Annotated in this window: 18 protein-coding genes and 2 pseudogenes; all 20 read left to right on the top strand. The window is 33.2% G+C overall.

Going from position 1 to position 25,773, the window contains the following annotated elements; genetic code table 11:
• Positions 1–31: 31 nt before the first annotated feature.
• The 20 genes and pseudogenes from sucC (at position 32) to BB045_RS10620 (ending at position 25,623) form a co-directional block, all read left to right on the top strand.
• Positions 32–1,198, top strand: a complete 1,167-nt coding sequence (gene sucC / locus BB045_RS10715) for an ADP-forming succinate--CoA ligase subunit beta (protein WP_053017080.1) — start codon at positions 32–34, stop codon at positions 1,196–1,198.
• 21 nt (positions 1,199–1,219) lie between these two features.
• Positions 1,220–2,125, top strand: coding sequence for a succinate--CoA ligase subunit alpha (gene sucD, locus BB045_RS10710; RefSeq protein ID WP_037551652.1), 906 nt, complete (start codon positions 1,220–1,222; stop codon positions 2,123–2,125).
• Between the two features lie 355 nt (positions 2,126–2,480).
• Positions 2,481–2,724 (top strand): annotated as a pseudogene (locus BB045_RS12470) (CHAP domain-containing protein); the annotation flags it as partial.
• A 30-nt stretch (positions 2,725–2,754) separates the two neighbouring features.
• A pseudogene (locus tag BB045_RS10700) lies at positions 2,755–3,985 on the top strand (aminoacyltransferase).
• 218 nt (positions 3,986–4,203) lie between these two features.
• Entirely contained in the window at positions 4,204–5,070 is an 867-nt protein-coding gene (gene dprA, locus BB045_RS10695; RefSeq protein ID WP_070442298.1) for a DNA-processing protein DprA, read from the top strand.
• Positions 5,071–5,248: 178 nt separating this feature from the next.
• The gene (topA, locus tag BB045_RS10690; RefSeq protein WP_075140750.1) at positions 5,249–7,318 is read left to right on the top strand and encodes a type I DNA topoisomerase; all 2,070 of its coding nucleotides are present in this window, start codon (positions 5,249–5,251) and stop codon (positions 7,316–7,318) included.
• A gap of 23 nt (positions 7,319–7,341) precedes the next feature.
• Complete coding sequence (trmFO, locus tag BB045_RS10685; RefSeq protein ID WP_037537326.1) at positions 7,342–8,649, top strand: FADH(2)-oxidizing methylenetetrahydrofolate--tRNA-(uracil(54)-C(5))-methyltransferase TrmFO; 1,308 nt, start codon at positions 7,342–7,344, stop codon at positions 8,647–8,649.
• 201 nt (positions 8,650–8,850) lie between these two features.
• A complete protein-coding gene (gene xerC, locus BB045_RS10680) occupies positions 8,851–9,714 on the top strand; it encodes a tyrosine recombinase XerC (RefSeq protein ID WP_276311345.1) in 864 nt (287 codons plus the stop codon).
• A complete protein-coding gene (gene hslV, locus BB045_RS10675) occupies positions 9,715–10,260 on the top strand; it encodes an ATP-dependent protease subunit HslV (RefSeq protein WP_070442306.1) in 546 nt (181 codons plus the stop codon).
• Positions 10,261–10,318: 58 nt separating this feature from the next.
• Positions 10,319–11,722 (top strand): ATP-dependent protease ATPase subunit HslU, encoded by a 1,404-nt coding sequence (gene hslU / locus BB045_RS10670; protein WP_075140749.1) that lies wholly within the window; start codon positions 10,319–10,321, stop codon positions 11,720–11,722.
• Between the two features lie 21 nt (positions 11,723–11,743).
• Complete coding sequence (gene codY / locus BB045_RS10665; RefSeq protein WP_070485026.1) at positions 11,744–12,517, top strand: GTP-sensing pleiotropic transcriptional regulator CodY; 774 nt, start codon at positions 11,744–11,746, stop codon at positions 12,515–12,517.
• A 269-nt stretch (positions 12,518–12,786) separates the two neighbouring features.
• On the top strand, positions 12,787–13,575 hold the full coding sequence (gene rpsB, locus BB045_RS10660) for a 30S ribosomal protein S2 (protein WP_011275944.1): 789 nt from the start codon (positions 12,787–12,789) through the stop codon (positions 13,573–13,575).
• A 164-nt stretch (positions 13,576–13,739) separates the two neighbouring features.
• Entirely contained in the window at positions 13,740–14,618 is an 879-nt protein-coding gene (gene tsf / locus BB045_RS10655; protein ID WP_070442311.1) for a translation elongation factor Ts, read from the top strand.
• A gap of 136 nt (positions 14,619–14,754) precedes the next feature.
• Positions 14,755–15,477, top strand: coding sequence for a UMP kinase (gene pyrH, locus BB045_RS10650; RefSeq protein ID WP_011275942.1), 723 nt, complete (start codon positions 14,755–14,757; stop codon positions 15,475–15,477).
• Between the two features lie 17 nt (positions 15,478–15,494).
• Complete coding sequence (gene frr / locus BB045_RS10645) at positions 15,495–16,049, top strand: ribosome recycling factor (RefSeq protein WP_070442314.1); 555 nt, start codon at positions 15,495–15,497, stop codon at positions 16,047–16,049.
• Positions 16,050–16,274: 225 nt separating this feature from the next.
• On the top strand, positions 16,275–17,045 hold the full coding sequence (locus BB045_RS10640) for an undecaprenyl pyrophosphate synthase (protein WP_037551640.1): 771 nt from the start codon (positions 16,275–16,277) through the stop codon (positions 17,043–17,045).
• Between the two features lie 3 nt (positions 17,046–17,048).
• Positions 17,049–17,831 (top strand): phosphatidate cytidylyltransferase, encoded by a 783-nt coding sequence (locus tag BB045_RS10635; RefSeq protein WP_070442317.1) that lies wholly within the window; start codon positions 17,049–17,051, stop codon positions 17,829–17,831.
• Between the two features lie 210 nt (positions 17,832–18,041).
• The gene (gene rseP / locus BB045_RS10630; protein ID WP_070442319.1) at positions 18,042–19,328 is read left to right on the top strand and encodes an RIP metalloprotease RseP; all 1,287 of its coding nucleotides are present in this window, start codon (positions 18,042–18,044) and stop codon (positions 19,326–19,328) included.
• Positions 19,329–19,346: 18 nt separating this feature from the next.
• Complete coding sequence (locus BB045_RS10625; protein ID WP_070442322.1) at positions 19,347–21,047, top strand: proline--tRNA ligase; 1,701 nt, start codon at positions 19,347–19,349, stop codon at positions 21,045–21,047.
• A gap of 259 nt (positions 21,048–21,306) precedes the next feature.
• Positions 21,307–25,623 (top strand): PolC-type DNA polymerase III, encoded by a 4,317-nt coding sequence (locus tag BB045_RS10620; RefSeq protein WP_070442325.1) that lies wholly within the window; start codon positions 21,307–21,309, stop codon positions 25,621–25,623.
• Positions 25,624–25,773: the final 150 nt, after the last annotated feature.

The raw sequence follows: 25,773 nt of genomic DNA, 5'->3' as shown, positions 1-25,773 counted from the left end.
GAACTTAACCTAAGAAGTAGGAGGATGGAAGATGAATATCCACGAGTATCAAGGTAAAGAAATATTTCGTTCTATGGGCGTAGCCGTTCCAGAAGGACGAGTTGCATTTACTGCTGAAGAAGCAGTGGAAAAGGCTAAAGAATTAGACACAGAGGTTTATGTGGTTAAAGCACAAATCCACGCTGGGGGTAGAGGTAAAGCAGGTGGAGTTAAGATTGCTAAATCATTATCTGAGGTTGAAACTTATGCCAATGAATTATTAGGTAAACAATTAGTTACACATCAAACTGGACCTGAAGGTAAAGAAGTTAAACGTTTGTATATTGAACAAGGTTGCGATATTCAAAAAGAATATTATGTAGGTTTTGTAATTGACCGTGCAACTGATCGTATTACTTTAATGGCTTCAGAAGAAGGCGGTACTGAAATTGAAGAAGTAGCTGCTAAAACACCAGAAAAAATCTTTAAAGAAACAATCGACCCAGTTGTAGGTTTATCACCTTATCAAGCGCGTCGTATTGCTTTCAACATTAACATTCCAAAAGAATCTATTAATAAAGCAGCGAAATTCTTAATTTCTTTATACAATGTATTTATCGAAAAAGATTGTTCTATCGTTGAAATTAACCCATTAGTTACTACTGGTGAAGGTGAAGTTTTAGCTTTAGATGCTAAAATCAACTTCGATGACAATGCATTATTCAGACATAAAGATATCCAAGAATTACGTGATTTAGAAGAAGAAGATCCTAAAGAGATTGAAGCATCTAAATATGACTTATCTTACATTGCATTAGATGGAGATATTGGTTGTATGGTTAATGGTGCTGGTTTAGCGATGGCTACAATGGATACTATTAATCATTTTGGTGGAAATCCAGCTAACTTCCTAGACGTAGGGGGCGGCGCTACAAAAGAAAAAGTTACTGAAGCATTCAAAATCATCTTAGGTGATGACAATGTTAAAGGTATCTTTGTAAACATCTTCGGTGGAATCATGAAATGTGATGTTATTGCTGAAGGTATCGTAGCAGCAGTTAAAGAAGTTGAATTAACTTTACCATTAGTAGTTCGTTTAGAAGGTACAAATGTAGAACGCGGTAAAGAAATCTTAAACGAATCAGGTTTAGCAATTGAACCAGCAGCTACAATGGCTGAAGGCGCTCAAAAAATTGTTAAGCTTGTTAAAGAAGCGTAAGGAAAGGATGGGAACACTAAGATGAGTGTATTTATAGATAAAAATACTAAAGTAATGGTACAAGGTATTACAGGGTCTACTGCCCTTTTCCATACAAAACAAATGCTTGATTATGGTACACAAATTGTTGCAGGGGTAACACCAGGTAAAGGTGGACAAGTTGTTGAAGGCGTACCTGTATATAATACTGTTGCAGAAGCTAAAGAAGAAACAGGTGCTAACGTATCTGTAGTTTATGTTCCAGCGCCCTTTGCAGCAGATTCTATTTTGGAAGCAGCAGATGCAGATTTAGATATGGTTATTTGTATTACTGAACATATTCCTGTTGTTGACATGGTTAAAGTTAAGCGTTACTTAGAAGGAAGAAAAACACGCTTAGTTGGACCAAACTGCCCAGGTGTTATTACTGCTGATGAATGTAAAATTGGTATCATGCCAGGATATATTCATAAAAAAGGTCATGTAGGTGTTGTATCACGTTCTGGTACGTTAACTTACGAAGCGGTTCATCAATTAACTGAAGAAGGCATTGGTCAAACTACAGCTGTAGGTATTGGAGGCGACCCTGTCAACGGTACTAACTTTATCGATGTACTTAAAGCGTTTAATGAAGATGAAGATACTAAAGCTGTTGTAATGATTGGTGAAATTGGTGGTACTGCTGAAGAAGAAGCAGCTGAATGGATTAAAGCGAATATGAACAAACCAGTTATTGGTTTCATTGGTGGTCAAACAGCACCTCCAGGTAAACGTATGGGTCACGCTGGTGCGATTATTTCTGGTGGTAAAGGTACTGCAGATGAAAAAATTAAAACATTAAATGAATGTGGTGTTAAAACTGCGGATACACCTTCAGAAATCGGTACTACATTAATCGAAGCAGCTAAAGAAGCTGGTATTTATGAGGAATTATTAACAATTAAATAATCATCATTAAAATTTGAATTGATTTTATTGTCTAAGACCTGATTTCTAATATTGGAAATCAGGTCTTTTGTTTAATTTATTATAAAATATATAATGATGGTGCGTTGATAAAAGGAGTGAGCATCATGAATAAAATATCATATCATCAAATTTTTCTATTCGGAAAATAACTATCAGTGTAGTGTCTTTTGTAGTAGGTTCTTTATTTTTTATTAATCAAAATTATAGTGCATATGCAAGTGAGATAAAATCTAACGATAAAGTAGTAATAACTTCACAGGATGATTTTAATAAAAATATAGTTGTGATAAATGAAACAAGTTCTAAAAAACAATATGGAAATGTGAAAATTGAATATAAAAACACTTCTACTTTAGAAGCTAAACCTGGAGATGTTGTAGTTTTTAGTGGAAGGTATGATGGTGGATTTGGACATACAGCAATAGTGTTGGATGGTAATTATGATGGTAAACTCATGTAGTTTCAAAGTTTAGATCAAAATTGGAATTTAGGTGGTTATAAAAAAAGTAGTAGCACATCGTGTGATACATAATTATAACTACGATATGATTTTTATAAGGTCTAATAAAGAGGCATAAATGAATTTGAGGAAAGAGAGTATTAATGATTTGAATTTTACAACTTTAGAATTAAATGAATTTGAAATTTTTATGAGAAAATAATTTTTCGCATTATACTCAGATTGTAGAGTTATATAAATATAGGAAAGCTCGAAATTTAGTGGTTCATATTGTCGGTGTCAAAGAAAACGGTAACGTAGTTGCTGCCTGTATATTAACTGATGCTCGTATATTTAAGGTGTTTAAATACTTATATACCCATCGAGGACCGGTGATGGATTTTACTAATTTAGAGTTAGTTGAATTTTTCTTTAAAAAATTTACGCATTATGTAAATATGCGAAGAGATGTTTTTATACTAGTTGACCCTTATGTCTTGGAGAATATAAGAAGTGCTGATGGTGAGATTATAGAACACTTTAACAATAAACAGTGATTCAAGGTGATGAATTAATTAGGATACCAACATCAAGGTTTTACAACTGGCTATTCAGCTATGAGTCAAATAAGATGGCATTCTATATTAGATTTAAAAGATAAAAGTGAACAACAATTATTAAAAGATATGTCATATCAAACTAGACGTAACATTATGAAGACAATTGAAATGGGTGTGCAAATAAAAACTTTATCAATTAAAGAAACGAATAGATTTTATCGACTGTTTCACATGGCTGAAGAAAAATATGGTTTTCATTTTCAAGAAGAACCTTATTTCAAACAAATGCTTGATATTTATGGTGGTAAAGCATGTATGAAGCTAGCTTTTATTGATTTAAATAAGTATATAAATTTATTAAAGCAACGAGCGATAGAATTAGAAGAGAAAGTGACTGAAATTAAACAATCATTTAAAGTGAATGCTAATTCAAAAAAGGCAAAAATAAAATATCACCAATTCAATCAACAACTAGAGAGCTTTTATAATAAAATAGCAAAAACTGAACAAGTAATCATTACGGATGGTACATTACTTGATTTAGCTGCTGCATTGTTTATTTATAACAATCACGAAATGTGCTATTTATCAAGTGGTTCTAATCCTAAATACAATGAATTTATGGGTGCCTATTGTCTGCAATGGGATATGATACGCTACGCAAAAGAGAAAGGCTTAGAGCGTTATAATTTCTACGGCATAACTGGCGACTTTGGTGAGAATGCAGAAGATTATGGTGTCCAACAATTTAAAAAAGGATTCAATGCGTTTATAGAAGAATATGTTGGTAATTTTATTAAGCCAGTAAATAAATTGCTCTATAAATTATATCAAAAGTAAGTGAATCGATTTATTTAGTGCTAAGGTAACAAAATTTAAAGTAATCTGGGGATTTTAGGTTTCAGATTTATGTATAAAATGAGCATGAAGACAGTTTACATAATTCAATATTAAAATTACTCATTAAAAGTTATTAAATTTTATCCATCAAATGTCTTTTAATTGAAATGTGATATACGACATAGTTGTCTTATAATGTTTTTAAAGGAGACGACTTCATGACTAACAACAACATATTACTTTTGAAATTAATTTGGCTAGGTTATACGACCCAACATATTCATCATTTATTAAAATTAAATCCTGATTTTTTTAAATTCTCTTATACTGATCAAATAGATACAATAAGAAATTGGGACAGAATGTTTCATAATGACGATTTTATTGATAAATTTAATAATTTAAATGAAAAAGATATTTTGTCATTTTTGCAGAATCACAAAGTAAGTTTTACAACACCGTTTAACACTAATTATCCTCGACTGTTAAAAGAAATTTATGATTATCCGTTTGTCCTATTTTACCAAGGTGACCCCCTTTTATTAACATTCTCCAATACATTAGGTGTGGTGGGCTCAAGAAATGCAACAGAATACTCAGCTAAAGCCATGCAATACTTATTTCCTAAATTTAAACAAATTCCACTAACTATTATTTCTGGTTTGGCAAAAGGTGCTGATAGCATAGCACATCATTTTGCTATAGAGTATCAATTACCTACAATAGCTGTTTTAGGTTTTGGTCATATGATGCATTACCCTAGAGAAACGCAAAAATTACGCAACATAATTGAAGAAAAAGGTTTAGTTATTAGTGAATATCCGCCACTTACTAGTGTTAGGCGATATCACTTTCCGCAACGCAATCGTTTGATAAGCGGTCTTTCAAAAGGGGTTTTAATAACTGAAGCAAGTGTTAGAAGCGGTAGTCAAATTACAATTGATTGTGCATTAGAGCAAAATAGAAATATATATGTATTACCAGGTTCAATATTTAATCCACTAACAAAAGGTAATTTGAAACGAGCTCAAGAAGGTGCGATGATTGTAACCTCTGCTGATGATATCCTATGTGATTATAAATAGATATCATTAATGATTCATTCTAGAGTATTAAAAATCTATATTTAATTCTAATTGATAGCTAAAAATAATATTAAAAAGTGTTTAAAATGAACGTTAATAGAATTTAAACATTGACAAAATCAAAATTGACCGTTTATCATTTATCTTTAGTAATTGAAATAGCAAGGGGGAATTCACTTTGGCAGATAATTTAGTCATAGTTGAGTCGCCTGCAAAAGCGAAAACCATTGAAAAATATTTAGGTAAAAAATATAAAGTTATAGCTTCTATGGGACATGTTAGAGATTTACCAAGAAGTCAAATGGGTGTCGATGTAGAAGATAATTATGAACCGAAATATATTACGATACGCGGTAAAGGTCCAGTTGTTAAAGACTTAAAGAAATATGCTAAGAAAGCAAAAAATGTCTTTCTTGCGAGTGACCCTGACCGTGAAGGTGAAGCGATTGCTTGGCATTTATCAAAAATTTTAGAACTTGATGATTCAAAAGAAAACAGAGTAGTATTTAATGAAATTACAAAAGATGCGGTAAAAGAAAGTTTTAAACATCCACGTGGCATTGAAATGGATTTAGTCGATGCACAACAAGCACGCCGTATATTAGATAGATTAGTTGGATATAATATTTCACCAGTATTATGGAAGAAAGTGAAAAAGGGGCTGTCTGCAGGGCGAGTTCAATCTGTAGCTTTAAGATTAGTAATAGATAGAGAGAATGAGATTCGTAACTTTAAGCCTGAAGAGTATTGGTCTATAGAAGGTGAGTTTAGATATAAGAAATCTAAATTTACTGCTAAGTTTCTTCATTATAAAAATAAACCATTTAAATTAAAAACAAAAAAAGATGTTGAAAAAGTTACAGCTGAATTAGATGGAGACAAATTTGAAATTACAAATGTTAATAAAAAAGAAAAAACTAGAAATCCTGCTAATCCATTTACCACTTCAACATTACAACAAGAGGCAGCTCGTAAATTAAATTTCAAAGCGCGTAAAACTATGATGCTCGCGCAACAATTATATGAAGGTATTGATCTAAAACGACAAGGTACAGTTGGATTAATCACATACATGAGAACTGACTCTACACGTATATCACAAACCGCTAAAGACGAAGCGAAACAATATATTGAAGATAAGTATGGTAAAGATTATCTTTCAAATAGAACTGCTAAGGGTAAACAGGGTGACCAAGATGCCCATGAAGCAATTCGACCAACAAGTACTTTACGTACACCTGATGAAATGAAAGCATACTTAACTAGAGATCAGCATCATTTGTATAAATTAATATGGGAAAGATTTGTAGCAAGTCAAATGGCACCAGCAATTTTAGACACTGTTGCTTTAGATGTTACCCAAAACAACATTAAATTCCGAGCTAATGGTCAAACAATCAAATTCAAAGGTTTCATGACGCTTTATGTAGAAGCCAAAGATGATAAAGATAATGAAAAAGAAAATAAATTACCTAACTTGAATAAAGGTGATGAAGTGACTGCAACTCAAATTGAACCAGCGCAACACTTCACTCAGCCACCTCCACGTTATACAGAAGCACGTTTGGTTAAAACGTTAGAGGAATTAAAAATTGGTAGACCTTCTACCTATGCACCTACGATTGACACAATACAAAAACGTAATTATGTAAAACTTGAAAGTAAACGATTTGTACCTACTGAATTAGGTGAAATTGTATATGAACAAGTAAAAGACTATTTCCCTGAAATAATTGATGTAGAGTTTACTGTTAATATGGAAACGCTATTGGATAAAATTGCTGAAGGAGATATCGGCTGGAGAAAAGTAATTGATAACTTTTACGGAAGTTTCAAATTAGACGTTGAACGTGCTGAGGAAGAAATGGAAAAAGTTGAAATTAAAGATGAACCTGCTGGCGAAGATTGTGAAGTTTGTGGCTCTCCTATGGTTATTAAAATGGGACGATATGGTAAGTTTATGGCGTGCTCAAATTTCCCAGACTGTAGAAATACGAAAGCAATCGTGAAAACTATTGGCGTAACTTGCCCTAAATGCAAAGATGGAGATGTCGTTGAAAGAAAATCTAAGAAAAATAGACTTTTCTATGGTTGTTCAAACTATCCTGAATGTGACTTTATTTCTTGGGACAAACCTGTTGGTCGTGATTGTCCTAAATGTAATCATTATTTAATGGAACATAAGAAAGGACGCAGTTCACAAGTTATTTGCTCAAACTGTGACTATAAAGAAGAAGTTCAAAAATAGATAATAAATTAAGGAGGAAAACCATGAGTCAAACTGTAAATATAGTTGGCGCTGGACTAGCTGGTTCAGAAGCCGCTTATCAATTAGCTCAACGAGGTATCAAAGTGAATTTGATTGAAATGCGCCCAGTTAAGCAAACGCCAGCACACCATACTGATAAATTTGCAGAATTAGTATGTTCTAACTCACTACGAGGCAATGCATTAACTAATGGTGTGGGTGTATTAAAAGAAGAAATGAGAAGATTAGACTCATTAATTATCTCTGCTGCTGACAAAGCAAGAGTTCCTGCTGGTGGTGCATTAGCAGTTGATCGACATGATTTTTCTGGTTATATTACTGAAACTTTAAGAAATCATCCTAATGTTACTGTTATTAATGAAGAAATTAATAGTATCCCTGAAGGATATACAATTATTGCTACTGGTCCATTAACTACAGAAAATTTAGCTAAAGAAATCGTAGATATTACAGGTAAGGATCAACTTTATTTTTATGATGCAGCTGCTCCAATCATTGAAAAAGAATCGATTGATATGGATAAAGTGTATCTAAAATCACGTTATGATAAAGGTGAAGCAGCCTATCTTAATTGTCCTATGACAGAAGAAGAATTTAATCGCTTTTATGATGCAGTACTTGAAGCAGAAGTTGCACCAACAAATGAATTTGAAAAAGAAAAATATTTCGAAGGATGCATGCCTTTTGAAGTAATGGCTGAACGTGGACGCAAAACACTATTATTTGGTCCTATGAAACCTGTTGGTCTTGAAGATCCAAAAACAGGTAAACGTCCATTCGCTGTCGTTCAATTACGACAAGATGATGCAGCTGGAACGCTATATAATATTGTAGGTTTCCAAACTCATTTAAAATGGGGCGCACAAAAAGAAGTAATTCAACTTATCCCTGGTTTAGAAAATGTTGATATCGTACGGTATGGTGTGATGCATAGAAATACATTTATAAATTCTCCAGATGTATTAAATGAGAAATATGAGTTGATTAAAGAAGATAGAATTCAATTCGCAGGTCAAATGACTGGTGTTGAAGGATATGTTGAAAGCGCAGCAAGTGGACTTGTTGCTGGGATTAACCTAGCTCACAAATTACTTGATAAAGGTGAAGTTATTTTCCCTAGAGAGACAATGATAGGAAGTATGGCTTATTACATCTCCCATGCTAAAAATGAAAAGAACTTCCAACCTATGAACGCTAACTTTGGTTTATTACCTTCACTTGAAAAACGGATTAAAGATAAAAAAGAGCGTTACGAAGCACAAGCTAACAGAGCGCTCGAATATTTAGAGAATTATAAGAAAACACTATAATTATAGTGATTGAACTAGAATAGAATTTATTTCGAATTCATTGTTTTAGTCGCACGTTCAAGTTATTTCAATCTTTTAAGTAATTCTCAAAAGATTTTGAATTCTATAGCTAATTATTTTAGTCCCTTTCATGTTATATGCTACAATGCATATGATGGAGGGGATTTTTAAGTGGAAGAAATCCAAGTTACATTCTTAAATATGCTCAAAGTTGAGAGAAATTTCTCCGCCCATACATTAAAATCATATCATGATGATTTAGTACAATTTAATCATTTTTTAGAACAAGAATTACTAAATCTAAGAACATTTGAATATAAAGATGCTAGAAATTATTTAAGCTATTTATATTCACAGAATTTGAAACGTACTACTGTATCAAGGAAGATTTCAACTTTAAGAACTTTCTATGAGTTTTGGATGACACAAGATGAGACAATTATAAATCCTTTTGTACAACTCGTTCATCCTAAGAAGGAGAACTACTTGCCACAGTTTTTTTATGAAGAAGAGATGGAAGCATTATTCGAAACTGTAGCAAAAGATACAAAAAAAGGATTACGGGATCGCGTTATTCTAGAATTATTATATGCAACGGGTATACGTGTTTCTGAGTTAGTAAATATCCAACTTAAAGATATTGATATGTCTTTACCTGGTGTGAAAGTACTAGGAAAGGGAAATAAGGAACGGTTTGTTCCGTTTGGAGAATTTTGTCGTCAAAGCATTGAACAATACTTAAGCGAATTTAAGCCTATACAACATACCAAACATTCATTTTTATTAGTTAACATGAATGGCGCCCCTATAACAGAGAGAGGTGTTAGGTATGTTTTAAATGATGTTGTTAAACGTACAGCAGGGATTACGGAAATTCACCCCCACAAATTAAGACATACGTTTGCAACACATTTACTTAATCAAGGTGCAGATTTAAGAACGGTACAATCTTTGTTAGGACATGTTAATCTTTCGACAACTGGAAGATATACACATGTTTCTAACCAACAATTACGTAAAGTGTATTTAAATGCACATCCTCGAGCGAAAAAGGAGAGTAAATAAATGAGTAAAACATCATTACATGCAACAACTATTTATGCCGTTAGACATAACGGTGAAGCAGCGATGGCTGGTGATGGACAAGTTACACTAGGTGAGCAAGTTATTATGAAGCAAACAGCGCGCAAGGTCCGCAGATTATATGAAGGTAAAGTGTTAGCTGGATTTGCTGGTAGTGTAGCTGATGCCTTCACTTTGTTTGAGAAGTTTGAAACAAAATTACAACAATTTAGTGGTAATTTAGAACGTGCAGCTGTTGAACTAGCTCAAGAGTGGCGTGGTGATAAACAATTACGTCAATTGGAAGCTATGTTAATTGTAATGGATAAAGATGCAATATTAGTGGTTAGCGGAACTGGAGAAGTCATTGCACCTGATGATGATTTAATTGCGATTGGCTCAGGAGGCAACTATGCTTTAAGTGCTGGAAGAGCATTGAAGCGTCATGCAAGCCAATTATCTGCTAAAAAAATGGCTTACGAAAGTTTAAAGGTTGCATCTGACATTTGTGTGTTCACAAATGATAATATTATAGTGGAAACACTTTAACTTTTAAAAATATGGAAATGAATATAAATGGATGTTAATTAGGTTGGAGGTAAAATATATGGATGCAAACGGTATAAAATTAACACCTAAAGATATCGTATCTAAATTAGATGAATATATAGTTGGGCAAGATGATGCTAAACGAAAAGTTGCCATTGCTCTAAGAAATCGCTATAGAAGAAGTTTGCTTGATGAAGAAACCAAACAAGAAATCGCACCTAAGAATATTTTGATGATCGGTCCAACTGGTGTTGGTAAAACTGAAATAGCAAGACGTATGGCTAAAGTTGTAGGAGCGCCATTTATTAAGGTGGAAGCTACTAAGTTTACTGAAGTAGGATACGTTGGACGCGATGTTGAGAGTTTGGTTCGTGATCTAGTCGATGTAGCTGTAAGACTTGTTAAAGATCAAAAGAAAGATTTGGTTAAAGACGAAGCAGTTAATAAAGCTAATGAAAAGTTAGTTAAATTACTTGTACCTAGTATGAAGAAAAAAGCGTCAAATAATAGTAATCCTTTAGAGTCATTACTTGGTGGTGCAATTCCAAACTTTGGTAATAATGATGATGATGAAGAGGAAACACCTACAGAAGAAATTAAAACTAAACGTTCAGAAATCAAAAAACAATTATTAGATGGTAAACTTGAAGAAGAGAAAGTTAGAATTAAGGTAGAACAAGATCCAGGTGCGCTAGGCATGCTCGGTACAAATCAAAACCAACAAATGCAAGACATGATGAATCAACTCATGCCTAAACGTAAGGTTGAACGTGAGGTGCCAGTTAAAACAGCTCGTAAGATTTTGGCCGATGATTTTGCCGATGAATTAATTGATCAAGAAACTGCAAATCAAGAAGCGCTTGAGTTAGCAGAACAAATGGGTATTATCTTCATCGATGAGATTGATAAAGTAGCAACGAATAACGCTAATAGTGGTCAAGATGTTTCAAGACAAGGTGTACAACGAGATATCTTACCAATTTTAGAAGGTAGCATGATTCAAACTAAGTATGGTACTGTAAATACTGAACATATGCTATTTATCGGTGCTGGCGCGTTTCACGTATCGAAACCAAGTGATTTAATACCTGAATTACAAGGACGCTTCCCAATTAGAGTAGAATTAGAAAGTTTAACTGTTGACGATTTTTACAGAATATTGACTGAACCTAAGCTATCACTCATCAAACAATATGAGGCATTGCTTCAAACAGAAGAGGTCACTGTGAACTTTACTAAGGAAGCGATTACAAGATTAGCTGAAATGGCATATCAAGTTAACCAAGACACTGATAATATTGGTGCACGTCGTTTACACACAATCTTAGAGAAAATGCTTGAGGATTTATCTTTCGAAGCCCCTAGCATGCCAAATGCTGTAGTTGATATAACACCACAATATGTTGATGATAAGTTGAAATCTATTTCAACAAATAAAGATTTAAGTGCATTTATTTTATAATATAAATAAAGGAGAAATTTTATGAGCTTATTATCTAAAACTAGAGAATTAAATACACTATTACAAAAACATAAAGGTATTGCAGTCGACTTTAAAGACGTTGCTCAAACAATTAGTAGCGTTACAGTAACGAACGTATTTATTGTTTCACGTAGAGGTAAGATTCTAGGTTCAAGTTTAAATGAACTTTTAAAAAGTCAAAGAATTAACGAAATGTTAGAAGGTAAACACATTCCTAGTGAATATACAAAACTATTAATGGACGTTAAACAAACTGAATCTAATATTGATATTGATAATGAATTAACTGTATTCCCACCTGAAGATAAAGAAGTATTTAGTAGCAGTCGTACAACTGTATTTCCAATACTTGGTGGTGGCGAAAGATTAGGAACATTAGTACTTGGTCGTGTTAAAGATGACTTTAACGAAAATGATTTAGTATTAGGCGAATATGCTGCAACTGTTATTGGAATGGAAATACTTCGTGAGAAACATAATGAAGTAGAGAAAGAGGCGCGTGATAAAGCGGCAATCACTATGGCAATTAATTCATTATCTTATTCTGAAAAAGAAGCAATTGAGCATATTTTTGAAGAATTAGGTGGTAATGAAGGCCTATTGATAGCTTCAAAAGTAGCAGATAGAGTAGGTATCACTCGCTCAGTAATCGTGAACGCGTTACGTAAACTTGAAAGTGCTGGTGTAATCGAATCACGATCCTTAGGGATGAAGGGTACCTTTATAAAAGTTAAAAAAGAAAAATTCCTTGATGAATTAGAACGAAATAAATAATTTTGATTTAAATCGATAATGCAATAACCAACATTCAACTGTTGCAAGTATGTAATATTATTTGTAACAGTTTTTATTATGAAAAATGTGTATTGCATTATTTCTTTAATGAAATTAACATTGCGCATTATATAGAAATATGATATTATTGTTTTCGGCTATAAAAGCCAATACACACATGATAAACGTACATTTAAAGGGTGCAATTAAATTAATTGTCTTTATATGAGTTTATTATGGAGGTAAATAACCACTAGGAGGAATTTAAAATGGCAGTAATTTCAATGAAACAATTACTAGAAGCCGGTGTTCACTTCGGTCACCAAACACGCCGTTGGAACCCAAAAATGAAAAAATATATCTTCACTGAGAGAAATGGTATCTATATCATTGACCTACAAAAAACAGTGAAAAAAGTTGAAGAAGCTTATAACTTCATCAAACAAGTATCTGAAGATGGCGGTAGAGTCTTATTCGTAGGTACAAAAAAACAAGCACAAGAGTCAGTTAAAGCTGAAGCAGAACGTGCTGGACAATTCTACGTTAACCAAAGATGGTTAGGCGGAATTTTAACTAACTACAAAACAATTTCTAAACGTATTAAACGTATTTCTGAAATTGAAAAAATGGAAGAAGACGGTTTATTTGACGTTTTACCTAAAAAAGAAGTTGTTGAACTTAAAAAAGAATACGACCGTTTAATCAAATTCTTAGGCGGTATTCGTGATATGAAATCTATGCCTCAAGCATTATTCGTAGTTGACCCTCGTAAAGAGCGTAACGCGATTGCTGAAGCACGTAAATTAAATATTCCAATCGTTGGTATTGTTGACACTAACTGTGATCCAGATGAAATTGATTACGTTATCCCAGCGAACGACGATGCTATTCGTGCCGTTAAATTATTAACTGGTAAAATGGCTGACGCTGTCTTAGAAGGTCAACAAGGTGTTTCTAACGATGAAGTAGCTGCAGAGCAAAACATCAATTTAGATGAAAAAGAAGAATCTCAAGAAGCAGAATCAACTGAAGAAAATACTACTGTTGAATCAAACTAAGATATAGTTTAAATGGGTGATAAGATGTAATGCTTATCGCCCTTTTTTCAAATAATAAAAAATAATAATTAAAGTTTACTAGAGTATTGGAAATTATAGTGACTTTAATGGTAATATTTAGGTATCATCTATTATTACAATTAGAAATATTGGAGGAATAATTAATGGCAATTTCAGCAAAACTTGTTAAAGAATTACGTGAAAGAACTGGCGCTGGTATGATGGATTGTAAAAAAGCGCTAACAGAAACTGATGGTGACATCGATAAAGCGATTGATTACTTACGTGAAAAAGGTATCGCTAAAGCAGCTAAAAAAGCAGACCGTATCGCAGCTGAAGGTTTAGTACATGTTGAAGTTAAAGGAAATGAAGCTGCTATCGTTGAAATCAACTCTGAAACTGACTTTGTAGCTCGTAATGAAGGCTTCCAAGAATTAGTTAAAGAAATTGCTAATCAAGTTCTTGATAGCAAAGCTGAAACAGTAGATGCTTTATTAGAAACTAAATTATCAAGTGGTAAAACAGTTGATGAAAGAATGAAAGAAGCAATCTCAACAATCGGTGAAAAATTAAGTATCCGTCGTTTCGAAATGAGAACAAAATCTGATAACGATGCATTTGGTGCATACTTACACATGGGTGGACGTATCGGTGTGTTAACTGTAGTTGAAGGTTCTACTGATGAAGAAGCTGCTAAAGATGTTGCTATGCACATCGCAGCTATCAATCCAAAATATGTTTCTTCAGAACAAGTTAAAGAAGAAGAAATCAATCACGAAAGAGAAGTATTAAAACAACAAGCATTAAATGAAGGTAAACCTGAAAACATCGTTGAAAAAATGGTTGAAGGTCGTTTACGTAAATATCTTCAAGAAATTTGTGCAGTTGATCAAAACTTCGTTAAAGATCCAGATCAAACAGTTGAAGCTTTCTTAAAATCTAAAGGTGGTAAACTTGTTGACTTCGTTCGCTATGAAGTAGGCGAAGGTATGGAAAAACGTGAAGAAAACTTCGCAGATGAAGTTAAAGGTCAAATGAAATAATCTGTCGACAAGATTTACAAGAAAGAAGACACCTTTGAGGTTTTCTATTATAAAGTGATACTTTATGTTAGAAGGCGCGTCAGTGTCTTCTTTACTTGTATATATTACATATTTTTACAATAGAGAGGAAAAAACAATGGCGCAAACTTCTAAATATAAACGTGTAGTATTAAAACTTAGTGGTGAAGCACTCGCAGGAGACAAAGGTTTTGGTATTAATCCAATCATTATTAAAAGCGTGGCACAGCAAGTAGCTGAAGTTGCTAAGATGGATTGCGAAATTGCAGTTATCGTTGGTGGTGGCAATATTTGGAGAGGTAAAACAGGTAGTGATTTAGGTATGGACCGTGGTACAGCGGACTACATGGGTATGCTTGCTACAGTTATGAATGCTCTTGCACTCCAAGATAGCTTAGAACAATTAGAATGTGACACACGTGTGTTGACATCAATTGAAATGAAACAAGTTGCTGAACCATATATCCGTCGAAGAGCTATTAGACATTTAGAGAAGAAACGTGTTGTTATTTTTGCAGCAGGAATCGGTAATCCATACTTCTCTACAGATACAACTGCAGCGTTACGTGCAGCAGAAGTCGAAGCCGATGTTATTTTAATGGGTAAAAATAATGTTGATGGAGTATATTCAGCAGACCCTAAAGTAGATAAGAATGCAGTTAAATATGAACACTTGACGCACATTCAAATGTTACAAGAAGGGTTACAAGTAATGGACTCAACTGCATCATCATTCTGTATGGATAATAATATTCCTTTAAATGTATTTTCAATCATGGAAGAAGGCAATATTAAACGTGCAGTTATGGGTGAAAAAATAGGTACGTTAATAACTAAATAATTAGAGGTGTAAACAATATGAGTGACATAATTCAAGACACTAAAGTTAGAATGAGCAAATCTATCGATAATTTATCAAGAGAATTAGCAAATATCAGTGCTGGAAGAGCCAATTCAAATTTATTAAGTGGCGTAACTGTTGACTATTATGGTGCACCAACACCAGTTCAACAATTAGCGAGCATCAATGTGCCTGAAGCACGTTTATTAGTTATTTCTCCTTATGATAAATCTTCAGTAGCTGATATTGAAAAAGCAATTTATGCAGCAAATTTAGGTGTAAATCCTACAAGTGATGGTGAAGTTATTCGTATCACTGTCCCAGCTTTAACAGAAGAACGTCGTAAAGAATTAGTGAAAAACGTTAAGAAAATTGGTGAAGATGCGAAAGTATCTATCCGAAACATCCGTCGTGATATTAATGATCAATTGAAAAAAGATGAAAAAAATGGGGACATTACTGAAGATGATTTAAGAAGTCAAACAGAAGATGTTCAAAAAGCTACAGATAATTCTATTAAAGAAATTGATCAATTAGTAGAGGACAAAGAAAAAGACATTATGTCTGTTTAATTAGTTCGACAATAAATTAATTCATTTAATAATGTTTAAGTATTATTATAAATATACTTTCTACATTACTATAAATTATTTTAGTCTAAACTGTGCCAATTCAGACTTTGGTACAGTTTTTTCATTTGCTTATTCAATGCCATTATCGAGTATGATAAAATGATAGATGATTTCTTAAATAACTAATATAATATAATAGAGATGATCAGGCTCGGAGGAAAGACCATGTTTAAAAAGCTAATAAAAAGAAATAAGACTAAAATCAGTCATAACGATGATTTAGATTTACATAATTTACCTGAACATGTAGCGATAATCATGGACGGAAATGGACGTTGGGCCAAAAAGCGTAAAATGCCTAGAATTAAAGGACATTACGAAGGTATGCAAACCATCAAAACTGTAACGCGAGAAGCAAGTGATTTGGGCATTAAATACTTAACACTATACGCTTTTTCAACTGAAAATTGGTCTAGACCTGAAAATGAAGTTAATTATATCATGAATTTGCCTGTTAATTTTTTAAAAACATTTTTACCCGAACTCATTGAAAAAAATGTTCAAATAGAAACGATTGGATTTTTAGATGCAGTTCCTAAATCGACGATTGAAGCAATACAACATGCAAAAGAAAAAACAAAAAATAATACAGGTCTGAAATTAATATTTGCCATCAATTATGGTGGACGAGCTGAAATTGTTCAAAGTATGAAATCAATTTATGATGAACTTCAACGCAATGGTCAAGACAGTAAAGATATTGATGAATCAATGATTAACAATCATTTAATGACGCATTCATACCCAGATCCTGAGTTATTAATTCGCACTTCTGGTGAACAACGTATTAGTAATTTCCTTATTTGGCAGTCTTCTTATAGTGAATTTATATTCAATGAGAAATTGTGGCCAGACTTTGACGGTGAAGAATTTAAAAATTGCTTAAAAATATATCAATCTCGCCAAAGACGCTTTGGAGGGTTAAGTAAGGAGTAGCGTATGAAAGTTAGAACTTTAACCGCAATTATAGCATTGTTAATTTTTCTACCCATTCTATTAATGGGTGGTACAACCTTAATGTTGTTTGCGTTCTTACTAGCTTTAATTGCATTAAAAGAACTTTTAAATATGAATATGATTAAATTAATTTCAGTCCCTGGTATTTTTAGTGCTTTAGCATTAATTATTATTATGTTACCTCAATCAGCAGGTGACTGGGTTAGTGACATTCAGTTAAAAAGTTTAATCGCAATGAGTTTTATTTTACTAAGTTACACTGTACTGTCAAAAAACAGATTTAGTTTTATGGATGCTGCTTTCTGTCTTATGTCAGTTGCATATGTCGGTATTGGATTTATGTATTTCTATGCAACACGTTCAGATGGATTACATTACATACTTTATGCATTCTTAGTGGTGTGGTTAACAGATACAGGTGCTTATATTTTCGGTCGACTAATGGGTAAACATAAATTATGGCCAGTAATTAGTCCGAACAAAACTATTGAAGGTTTTATTGGCGGATTAATTTGTAGTTTAATTGTGCCAATTGTTATGTTGTTCTTTGTTGATTTCAACTTAAATATTTGGTTACTATTATTAGTAACAATCATCTTGAGTATCTTTGGTCAACTTGGTGATTTAGTTGAATCAGGATTTAAACGTCATTTTGGTGTTAAAGATTCTGGTAGAATTTTACCGGGTCACGGTGGTATATTAGACCGATTTGATAGTTTCATGTTTGTTTTACCATTACTCAACATTTTATTAATACAAATGTAGTGCGATTTTAATGTTTTATTTATATATGAAAAATGTATAGTGCTATAATTGAGGAGTTATTGAGTGCACATTTGACTAGACATAGTAGATGATGTAATTCTTAACTCCTTTTATTAAAAGTAAAATTCTTGAATAATTTAACCAAATCATAGATAATCTACATCGTTCTAATGAAAAAAGTAGAAATTTAATTTAATTGAGGTGTATCATGTGAGCTATTTAATCACTATTGTCTCATTTATGATCGTGTTCGGTGTACTTGTTACGGTACATGAATATGGTCACATGTTCTTTGCGAAGCGTGCTGGAATAATGTGTCCTGAATTCGCGATAGGTATGGGACCAAAAATATTTAGTTTCCGTAAGAACGAAACTTTGTATACCATCCGTTTATTACCTGTAGGTGGTTATGTAAGAATGGCTGGAGACGGTTTAGAAGAACCACCAGTTGAACCAGGTATGAATGTTAAAGTAAAACTTAATGATAAAGATGAGATTACGCATATAATTTTAGATGATCAGCATAAATTTCAAAAGATAGAAGCAATTGAAGTTAAACAATGTGACTTCAAGGATGATTTGTACATTGAAGGTATTACTTCATATGATAATGAGCGACATCATTTTAATATTGCTGAAAAAGCATATTTTGTTGAGAATGGTAGTTTAATTCAAATCGCTCCACGACATCGACAATTTGCACATAAGAAACCTTTACCCAAATTTTTAACGTTATTTGCAGGACCATTATTTAACTTTATATTAGCCTTAATATTATTTATCGCATTAGCTTATTTCCAAGGAACACCTACTACCTCAGTGGGACAATTAGCTGATAACTATCCAGCTCAACAAGCAGGATTAAAATCTGGAGATAAAATCGTTCAAGTAGGTCAATATAAAACTAAGAGTTTTGATGACATTCAGTCTGCAGCAAATAAAATTAAAGATAATAAAACAATGATAAAATTTGAAAGAGATAATCAAACAAAGACAGTGGATATAACTCCTAAAAAGCAAGTTATTAAGCAAACTAAATTAAATTCTGAGACGACGTACATTTTAGGTTTCCAACCTCAGAAAGAACATACTTTAATAAAACCAATTGCGCTAGGGTTTGATCAGTTTGTTAGTGCCAGTACATTAATCTTTAAAGCTGTAGGAACAATGATTGCAAGTATATTCACAGGTCAATTCTCATTTGATATGTTAAATGGTCCAGTGGGTATTTATCATAATGTTGACTCTGTAGTTAAACAGGGTATCATTGCATTAACATACTACACTGCACTATTAAGTGTTAACTTAGGTATAATGAACCTATTACCAATTCCAGCACTTGATGGTGGTCGAATTTTATTTGTTATCTATGAAGCAATTTTCAGAAGGCCAGTTAATAAAAAAGCAGAGACAATTATAATAGCTGCTGGTGCTATTTTTGTCTTAATTATAATGGTTCTAGTAACTTGGAACGATATACAACGTTATTTCTTGTAGAATAAGGAGGATTAAGTGATGAAACAATCGAAAGTTTTCATACCAACTAGGAGAGATGTCCCTGCTGAAGCAGAAGCATTGAGTCACCAATTATTATTAAAAGCAGGATTAATCAAACAAAGTACAAGTGGTATTTATAGCTATTTACCATTAGCCTCTCGTGTGTTAAATAATATTTCTAAAATCATACGTGAAGAAATGGAAAGCATTGATGCCGTTGAAATTTTAATGCCTGCACTTCAACAAGCAGAACTTTGGGAAGAATCAGGTCGTTGGGGTGCATACGGTCCAGAGTTAATGCGCTTAAAAGATCGTAATGGACGTGAATTTGCTTTAGGTCCTACACATGAGGAAGTAGTGACTTCTATCGTTAGAGATGAACTTAAATCATATAAACAATTACCTTTAACGTTATTCCAAATACAATCTAAATTTCGAGATGAGAAACGTCCACGCTTTGGTTTGTTAAGAGGTAGAGAGTTTATTATGAAAGATGCGTATTCATTCCATGCTGATGAAGCATCGTTAGATGAAACATATCAAGATATGTACAATGCTTACGATCGTATATTCAAACGTGTTGGCATCAATGCTCGACCAGTGGTTGCAGACTCAGGTGCAATTGGCGGTAACCACACACACGAATTCATGGCCTTAAGTGAAATTGGTGAAGATACTATCGTTTATAGTAAGCAAAGTGATTATGCAGCTAATATTGAAAAAGCGGAAGTCGTTTATCATCCAAATGAAAAGCATTCAGAAGTAGCAGAACTAGAGAAGATTGAAACACCTAATGTTAAAACTGCTCAAGAATTAGCTGATTTTTTAAACCGTCCGGTTGATGAAATTGTTAAATCAATGATATTTAAAATTGATGGAGAATTCATTATGTTCTTAATACGTGGTCATCATGAATTAAATGATGTCAAAGTAAAAGCATTCTTTGAAACAGATAACGTTGAAATGGCCACTCAAGATGAGATTGTTAATTTATTAGGTGCTAATCCTGGTTCACTGGGACCAGTTCATGATAAAGATATTAGAATTTTTGCAGATAATTATGTCAAAGATTTAAATAATTTAGTCGTTGGTGCTAATGAGAATGGATTCCACTATATTAACGCTAATTTAGACCGAGATTTCAAGGTTGATGAGTTTGGAGATTTCCGTTTTATCTTAGAAGGAGAACCATTAAGCGATGGCTCTGGCGAAGCGAAATTTGCTGAAGGCATTGAAGTAGGTCAAGTATTTAAGTTAGGAACTAAATACTCAGAAGCAATGAACGCAACATTCTTAGATAACCAAGGTAAAGCTAAGCCATTAATCATGGGGTGCTATGGAATAGGCGTTTCAAGAACGCTAAGTGCCATTGTTGAACAAAATAATGATGAAAATGGTATTATTTGGCCTAAATCAGTTACACCATTTGATTTACATCTAATTACTATTAATCCTAAAAAGGATGAACAACTAGAATTAGGTGATCAATTGTATAAAGAATTACAACAACAATATGATGTACTTTATGATGATCGTAAAGATCGAGCTGGCGTTAAATTTAATGATGCAGATTTAATCGGTCTTCCAATAAGAATTGTAGTTGGTAAAAATGCTAGTGAGGGTATCGTTGAAGTTAAAGTACGTCAAACTGGTGAAAGCGAAGATGTTCATATTAACGATTTAAACACTCATATCGCTACACTTTATAGTAATTTATAATTTGCATAGACTAAGTTGAATTTGATGAATGTACTTGATTTCATTTGTTCAACAAGGATATTCAATGCATAATGCTAAATGAGGTTAAGACAATTTCATATTTGTCTAAACCTCTTTTTTTACTAAAAATTTTAAAACGAAACATATGAAAAGCACATGGCAAAGTAGTATAATGGATATCAAGTTTGCAGTTAGATCATAACACGTTACGTATACATATAATTGAGAAATTAGTTAGATATAAGGGTGGTTATCTGTCATGGCAATGACGAATCAAGAAAAATTCAAAGTACTCGCTGACCAGATTAAAGTTTCCAATCAACTAGATCAAAAAATCATTGAAAAAGGTGAATTAACGCGAGTAGATGTGTCAAATAAAAATAGAACGTGGGAATTTCAAATTACATTGCCATATTTTCTATCACATGAAGATTATTTAATATTCACTAATGCGATTACTGAAGAATTTAAAGAAATTGCCAAAGTTGATTGGCATTTTACAATTCAAGATACAAGTAATCAAGATGAGCATGCTATCAAATATTTTGGTCATTGTATAGAACATACTGCACTTTCACCTAAAGTAAAAGGTCAACTTAAACAGAAGCGTTTAATTATGTCTGGTAATGTGTTGAAAGTAATGACCTCTAATGACATCGAAAGAAATCACTTTGACAAAGTATGTAATGGTAGCTTAGTAAAGGGTTTTCGTAAATGTGGTTTTGATATTGATAAAGTTGTTTTTGAAACGGACGACTCAAGTTCTTATGATGATTTAGCTTCATTAGAAGCACATATTCAAGAAGAAGATGAAAAAAGTGCTCGTGAAGCTACTGAAAAAATTGAAAAAATCAAAGCAGAAAAAACGAAACAACAAGATAACAATGAAAGTAATGTTGATAAGTGTCAAATTGGTAAACCGATACAAATTGATAATATAAAACCAATTGAATCAATCATTGAAGAAGAGTTCAAAGTAGCGATTGAAGGGGTTATATTTGATATTAACCTAAAAGAATTAAAGAGTGGTCGTCATATTGTTGAGTTAAAAGTCACAGACTACACAGATTCTCTTGTACTTAAGATGTTTACAAGAAAAAATAAAGATGATTTAGATCACTTTAAGGCACTAAGTGTAGGTAAATGGGTACGCGCTCAAGGACGTATTGAAGAAGACACGTTTGTAAGAGATTTAGTAATGATGATGACTGATATAGAAGAAATCAAAAAGACACCTAAGCAAGATAAAGCAGAAGAAAAGCGTGTAGAGTTTCATTTACATACATCAATGAGTCAAATGGATGGTATTCCTAATATAAGTGCATATATTAATCAAGCTGCAAAATGGGGACATAAAGCGATAGCAGTTACAGATCATAATGTCGTTCAAGCCTTTCCTGATGCTCATGGTGCCGCTGAAAAAAATGGTATTAAAATGATTTATGGTATGGAAGGTATGCTCGTAGATGACGGAGTACCTATTGCTTACAAACCAACAGATCGAGATCTTAAAGAAGCAACTTATGTTGTATTTGACGTTGAAACAACTGGACTTTCAAACCAATACGATCAAATTATAGAATTGGCCGCCGTTAAAGTTAAAGACGGGGAAATTATTGATAAATTTGAACGATTCAGTAATCCACACGAAAAATTATCAGAAACAATCATTAATTTAACTCACATTACTGATGATATGTTGACTGATGCACCTGAGATTGAGGAAGTATTGACTGAATTTAAAGAATGGGTAGGAGATGCTATATTTGTAGCACATAATGCATCATTTGATATGGGGTTTATTGACACTGGATATGAAAGGCTTGGCTTTGGGCCATCAACGAATGGTGTCATAGATACTTTAGAACTATCACGTACGATTAATACTGAATATGGTAAACACGGATTAAACTTTTTAGCGAAAAAGTATGGTGTAGAATTAACTCAACACCATAGAGCCATTTATGATACTGAGGCTACAGCGTATATCTTCATTAAGATGGTTCAGCAAATGAAAGAGTTAGGAGTTACAAATCATAAAGACATTAATCAAAAACTGTCTAATGAGGATGCATATAAACGTGCACGTCCGACACATGTGACATTAATTGTTCAAACACAAGAAGGCTTAAAGAACTTATTTAAAATTGTAAGTGCCTCATTAGTTAAATATTATTATCGAACTCCTAGAATTCCACGTTCATTATTAAATGAATATCGTGAAGGCATACTAGTTGGAACAGCTTGTGATGAAGGTGAATTATTCACTGCTGTAATGCAGAGAGACCAATCGGAAGTTGAAAAAATCGCTAAATATTATGATTTTATTGAAGTACAACCACCTAAACTGTATCAAGATCTTATTGATAGAGAACTCATAAGAGATACTGAAACACTTTATGAAATTTATGAACGTATATTAAAAGCAGGAGAAAGTACAGGTATTCCAGTAATAGCGACAGGAAATGCGCATTATTTGTATGAACATGACGCGATTGCTCGTAAAATCTTAATCGCATCTCAACCTGGTAATCCTTTGAATCGCTCAACTCTACCAGAAGCGCATTTTAGAACGACAGATGAGATGTTAGATGAGTTTCACTTTTTAGGTGAAGAAAAGGCACATGAAATAGTTGTTAAAAACACAAATGAATTAGCAGACCGAATTGAAAAAGTTATTCCAATTAAAGATCAATTGTTTACGCCACGTATGGATGGAGCAAATGAAGAAATTCGTGAACTAAGCTACACAAATGCCAAAAAATTATACGGTGAAGATTTACCACAAATCGTAATCGATCGTCTTGAAAAAGAACTAGCAAGTATCATCGGAAATGGATTCTCGGTTATCTATTTAATTTCACAACGTCTTGTTAAAAAATCTCTAGATGATGGATATTTAGTAGGTTCGCGTGGTTCGGTTGGATCTAGTTTTGTGGCAACAATGACTGAAATAACTGAAGTTAATCCCTTGCCACCTCATTACATTTGTCCTAACTGTAAAACGAGTGAATTCTTTGATGATGGGTCTGTAGGTTCTGGGTTTGACTTACCTGATAAACAATGTAGCACTTGTGGTGCTGAACTTATTAAAGAAGGGCAAGACATACCATTTGAAACATTCTTAGGATTTAAAGGAGATAAAGTTCCTGATATTGACTTGAACTTTAGTGGTGAGTACCAACCAAACGCTCATAACTATACTAAAGTGCTTTTCGGGGAAGACAAGGTGTTCCGTGCAGGAACAATAGGTACAGTTGCCGAAAAAACGGCGTTTGGATATGTCAAAGGCTACTTAAATGACCAAGGTATTCATAAACGTGGTGCGGAAATCGATCGTCTGGTTAAAGGATGTACAGGTGTAAAACGTACAACAGGACAACATCCAGGTGGGATTATAGTAGTTCCTGATTACATGGATATTTATGATTTCACCCCGATACAATTTCCTGCAGATGATCAAAGCGCTTCTTGGATGACAACGCATTTCGACTTCCACTCCATCCATGATAATGTTTTAAAACTTGATATATTAGGACATGATGATCCTACAATGATTCGTATGTTACAAGATTTATCTGGTATAGATCCTAAGACCATTCCAGTAGATGATAAAGAGACAATGCAAATCTTTAGTAGTCCTGAGTCATTAGGTGTAACTGAAGAGGAGATACTTTGTAAGACTGGAACGTTCGGTGTACCTGAATTTGGTACAGGATTTGTTCGACAAATGTTAGAAGATACGAAACCAACAACTTTTTCAGAACTTGTACAAATATCAGGATTATCTCATGGTACTGATGTTTGGTTAGGTAATGCACAAGAATTAATTCGTTCAGGTATTTGTGATTTATCAAGCGTTATAGGTTGTCGTGATGATATCATGGTTTATTTAATGTATGCAGGATTAGAACCCTCAATGGCCTTCAAAACAATGGAGTCAGTGCGTAAAGGTAAAGGTTTAACTGAAGAAATGATAGATGCTATGAAAGAGAATGATGTACCAGATTGGTATTTAGATTCTTGTCTGAAAATTAAGTACATGTTCCCTAAAGCCCACGCGGCTGCATATGTATTAATGGCAGTGAGAATTGCATATTTCAAAGTACATCATCCGCTTTATTATTATGCATCTTATTTCACAATTCGTGCATCAGACTTTGATTTGATTACTATGATTAAAGACAAAGAAAGCATAAAGAATACAGTCAAAGATATGTATTCAAGATACATGGACCTCGGTAAAAAAGAAAAAGACGTTCTTACTGTCTTAGAAATTATGAATGAAATGGCTCATCGCGGATTCCGTATGCAACCAATTAGTCTAGAGAAAAGTCAGGCATTTGACTTTATTATTGAAGGAGATACCTTAATTCCTCCATTTATTTCTGTACCTGGACTTGGAGAGAATGTTGCTAAACGTATTGTTGAAGCGCGAGAAGATGGACCATTCCTATCTAAAGAAGATTTAAATAAAAAGGCTGGATTATCTCAAAAAATAATTGAGTATCTTGATGATTTAGGTTCTTTACCTAATCTTCCAGATAAGGCACAATTGTCTATTTTTGATATGTAATTTTATATTCCAAGCTCAAAAGTATTTTATTAGTCTCTGTGATGCAAGAGATAGACATTTGTTTAAGGAATTAAAGTGTGATATACTTAATGTGCGTAAAAAATTAGACTCAGGCAGAAAGAGTGGGCATATACCCGCTCTTTTCTATTT

Source organism: Staphylococcus sp. MB377, from assembly GCF_001922505.1.
GTDB lineage: Bacteria > Bacillota > Bacilli > Staphylococcales > Staphylococcaceae > Staphylococcus > Staphylococcus haemolyticus.
This window is presented reverse-complemented; position numbering and strand designations above follow the sequence as displayed.

Coding starts and splice junctions, on each gene's coding strand:
- BB045_RS10625 (WP_070442322.1), top strand. CDS start 19,347: ATGAAACAATCGAAAGTTTTCATACCAACTAGGAGAGATGTCCCTGCT.
- tsf (WP_070442311.1), top strand. CDS start 13,740: ATGGCAATTTCAGCAAAACTTGTTAAAGAATTACGTGAAAGAACTGGC.
- BB045_RS10620 (WP_070442325.1), top strand. CDS start 21,307: ATGGCAATGACGAATCAAGAAAAATTCAAAGTACTCGCTGACCAGATT.
- BB045_RS10640 (WP_037551640.1), top strand. CDS start 16,275: ATGTTTAAAAAGCTAATAAAAAGAAATAAGACTAAAATCAGTCATAAC.
- xerC (WP_276311345.1), top strand. CDS start 8,851: ATGCTCAAAGTTGAGAGAAATTTCTCCGCCCATACATTAAAATCATAT.
- trmFO (WP_037537326.1), top strand. CDS start 7,342: ATGAGTCAAACTGTAAATATAGTTGGCGCTGGACTAGCTGGTTCAGAA.
- sucD (WP_037551652.1), top strand. CDS start 1,220: ATGAGTGTATTTATAGATAAAAATACTAAAGTAATGGTACAAGGTATT.
- rpsB (WP_011275944.1), top strand. CDS start 12,787: ATGGCAGTAATTTCAATGAAACAATTACTAGAAGCCGGTGTTCACTTC.
- frr (WP_070442314.1), top strand. CDS start 15,495: ATGAGTGACATAATTCAAGACACTAAAGTTAGAATGAGCAAATCTATC.
- sucC (WP_053017080.1), top strand. CDS start 32: ATGAATATCCACGAGTATCAAGGTAAAGAAATATTTCGTTCTATGGGC.
- BB045_RS10635 (WP_070442317.1), top strand. CDS start 17,049: ATGAAAGTTAGAACTTTAACCGCAATTATAGCATTGTTAATTTTTCTA.
- hslV (WP_070442306.1), top strand. CDS start 9,715: ATGAGTAAAACATCATTACATGCAACAACTATTTATGCCGTTAGACAT.
- codY (WP_070485026.1), top strand. CDS start 11,744: ATGAGCTTATTATCTAAAACTAGAGAATTAAATACACTATTACAAAAA.
- dprA (WP_070442298.1), top strand. CDS start 4,204: ATGACTAACAACAACATATTACTTTTGAAATTAATTTGGCTAGGTTAT.
- hslU (WP_075140749.1), top strand. CDS start 10,319: ATGGATGCAAACGGTATAAAATTAACACCTAAAGATATCGTATCTAAA.
- pyrH (WP_011275942.1), top strand. CDS start 14,755: ATGGCGCAAACTTCTAAATATAAACGTGTAGTATTAAAACTTAGTGGT.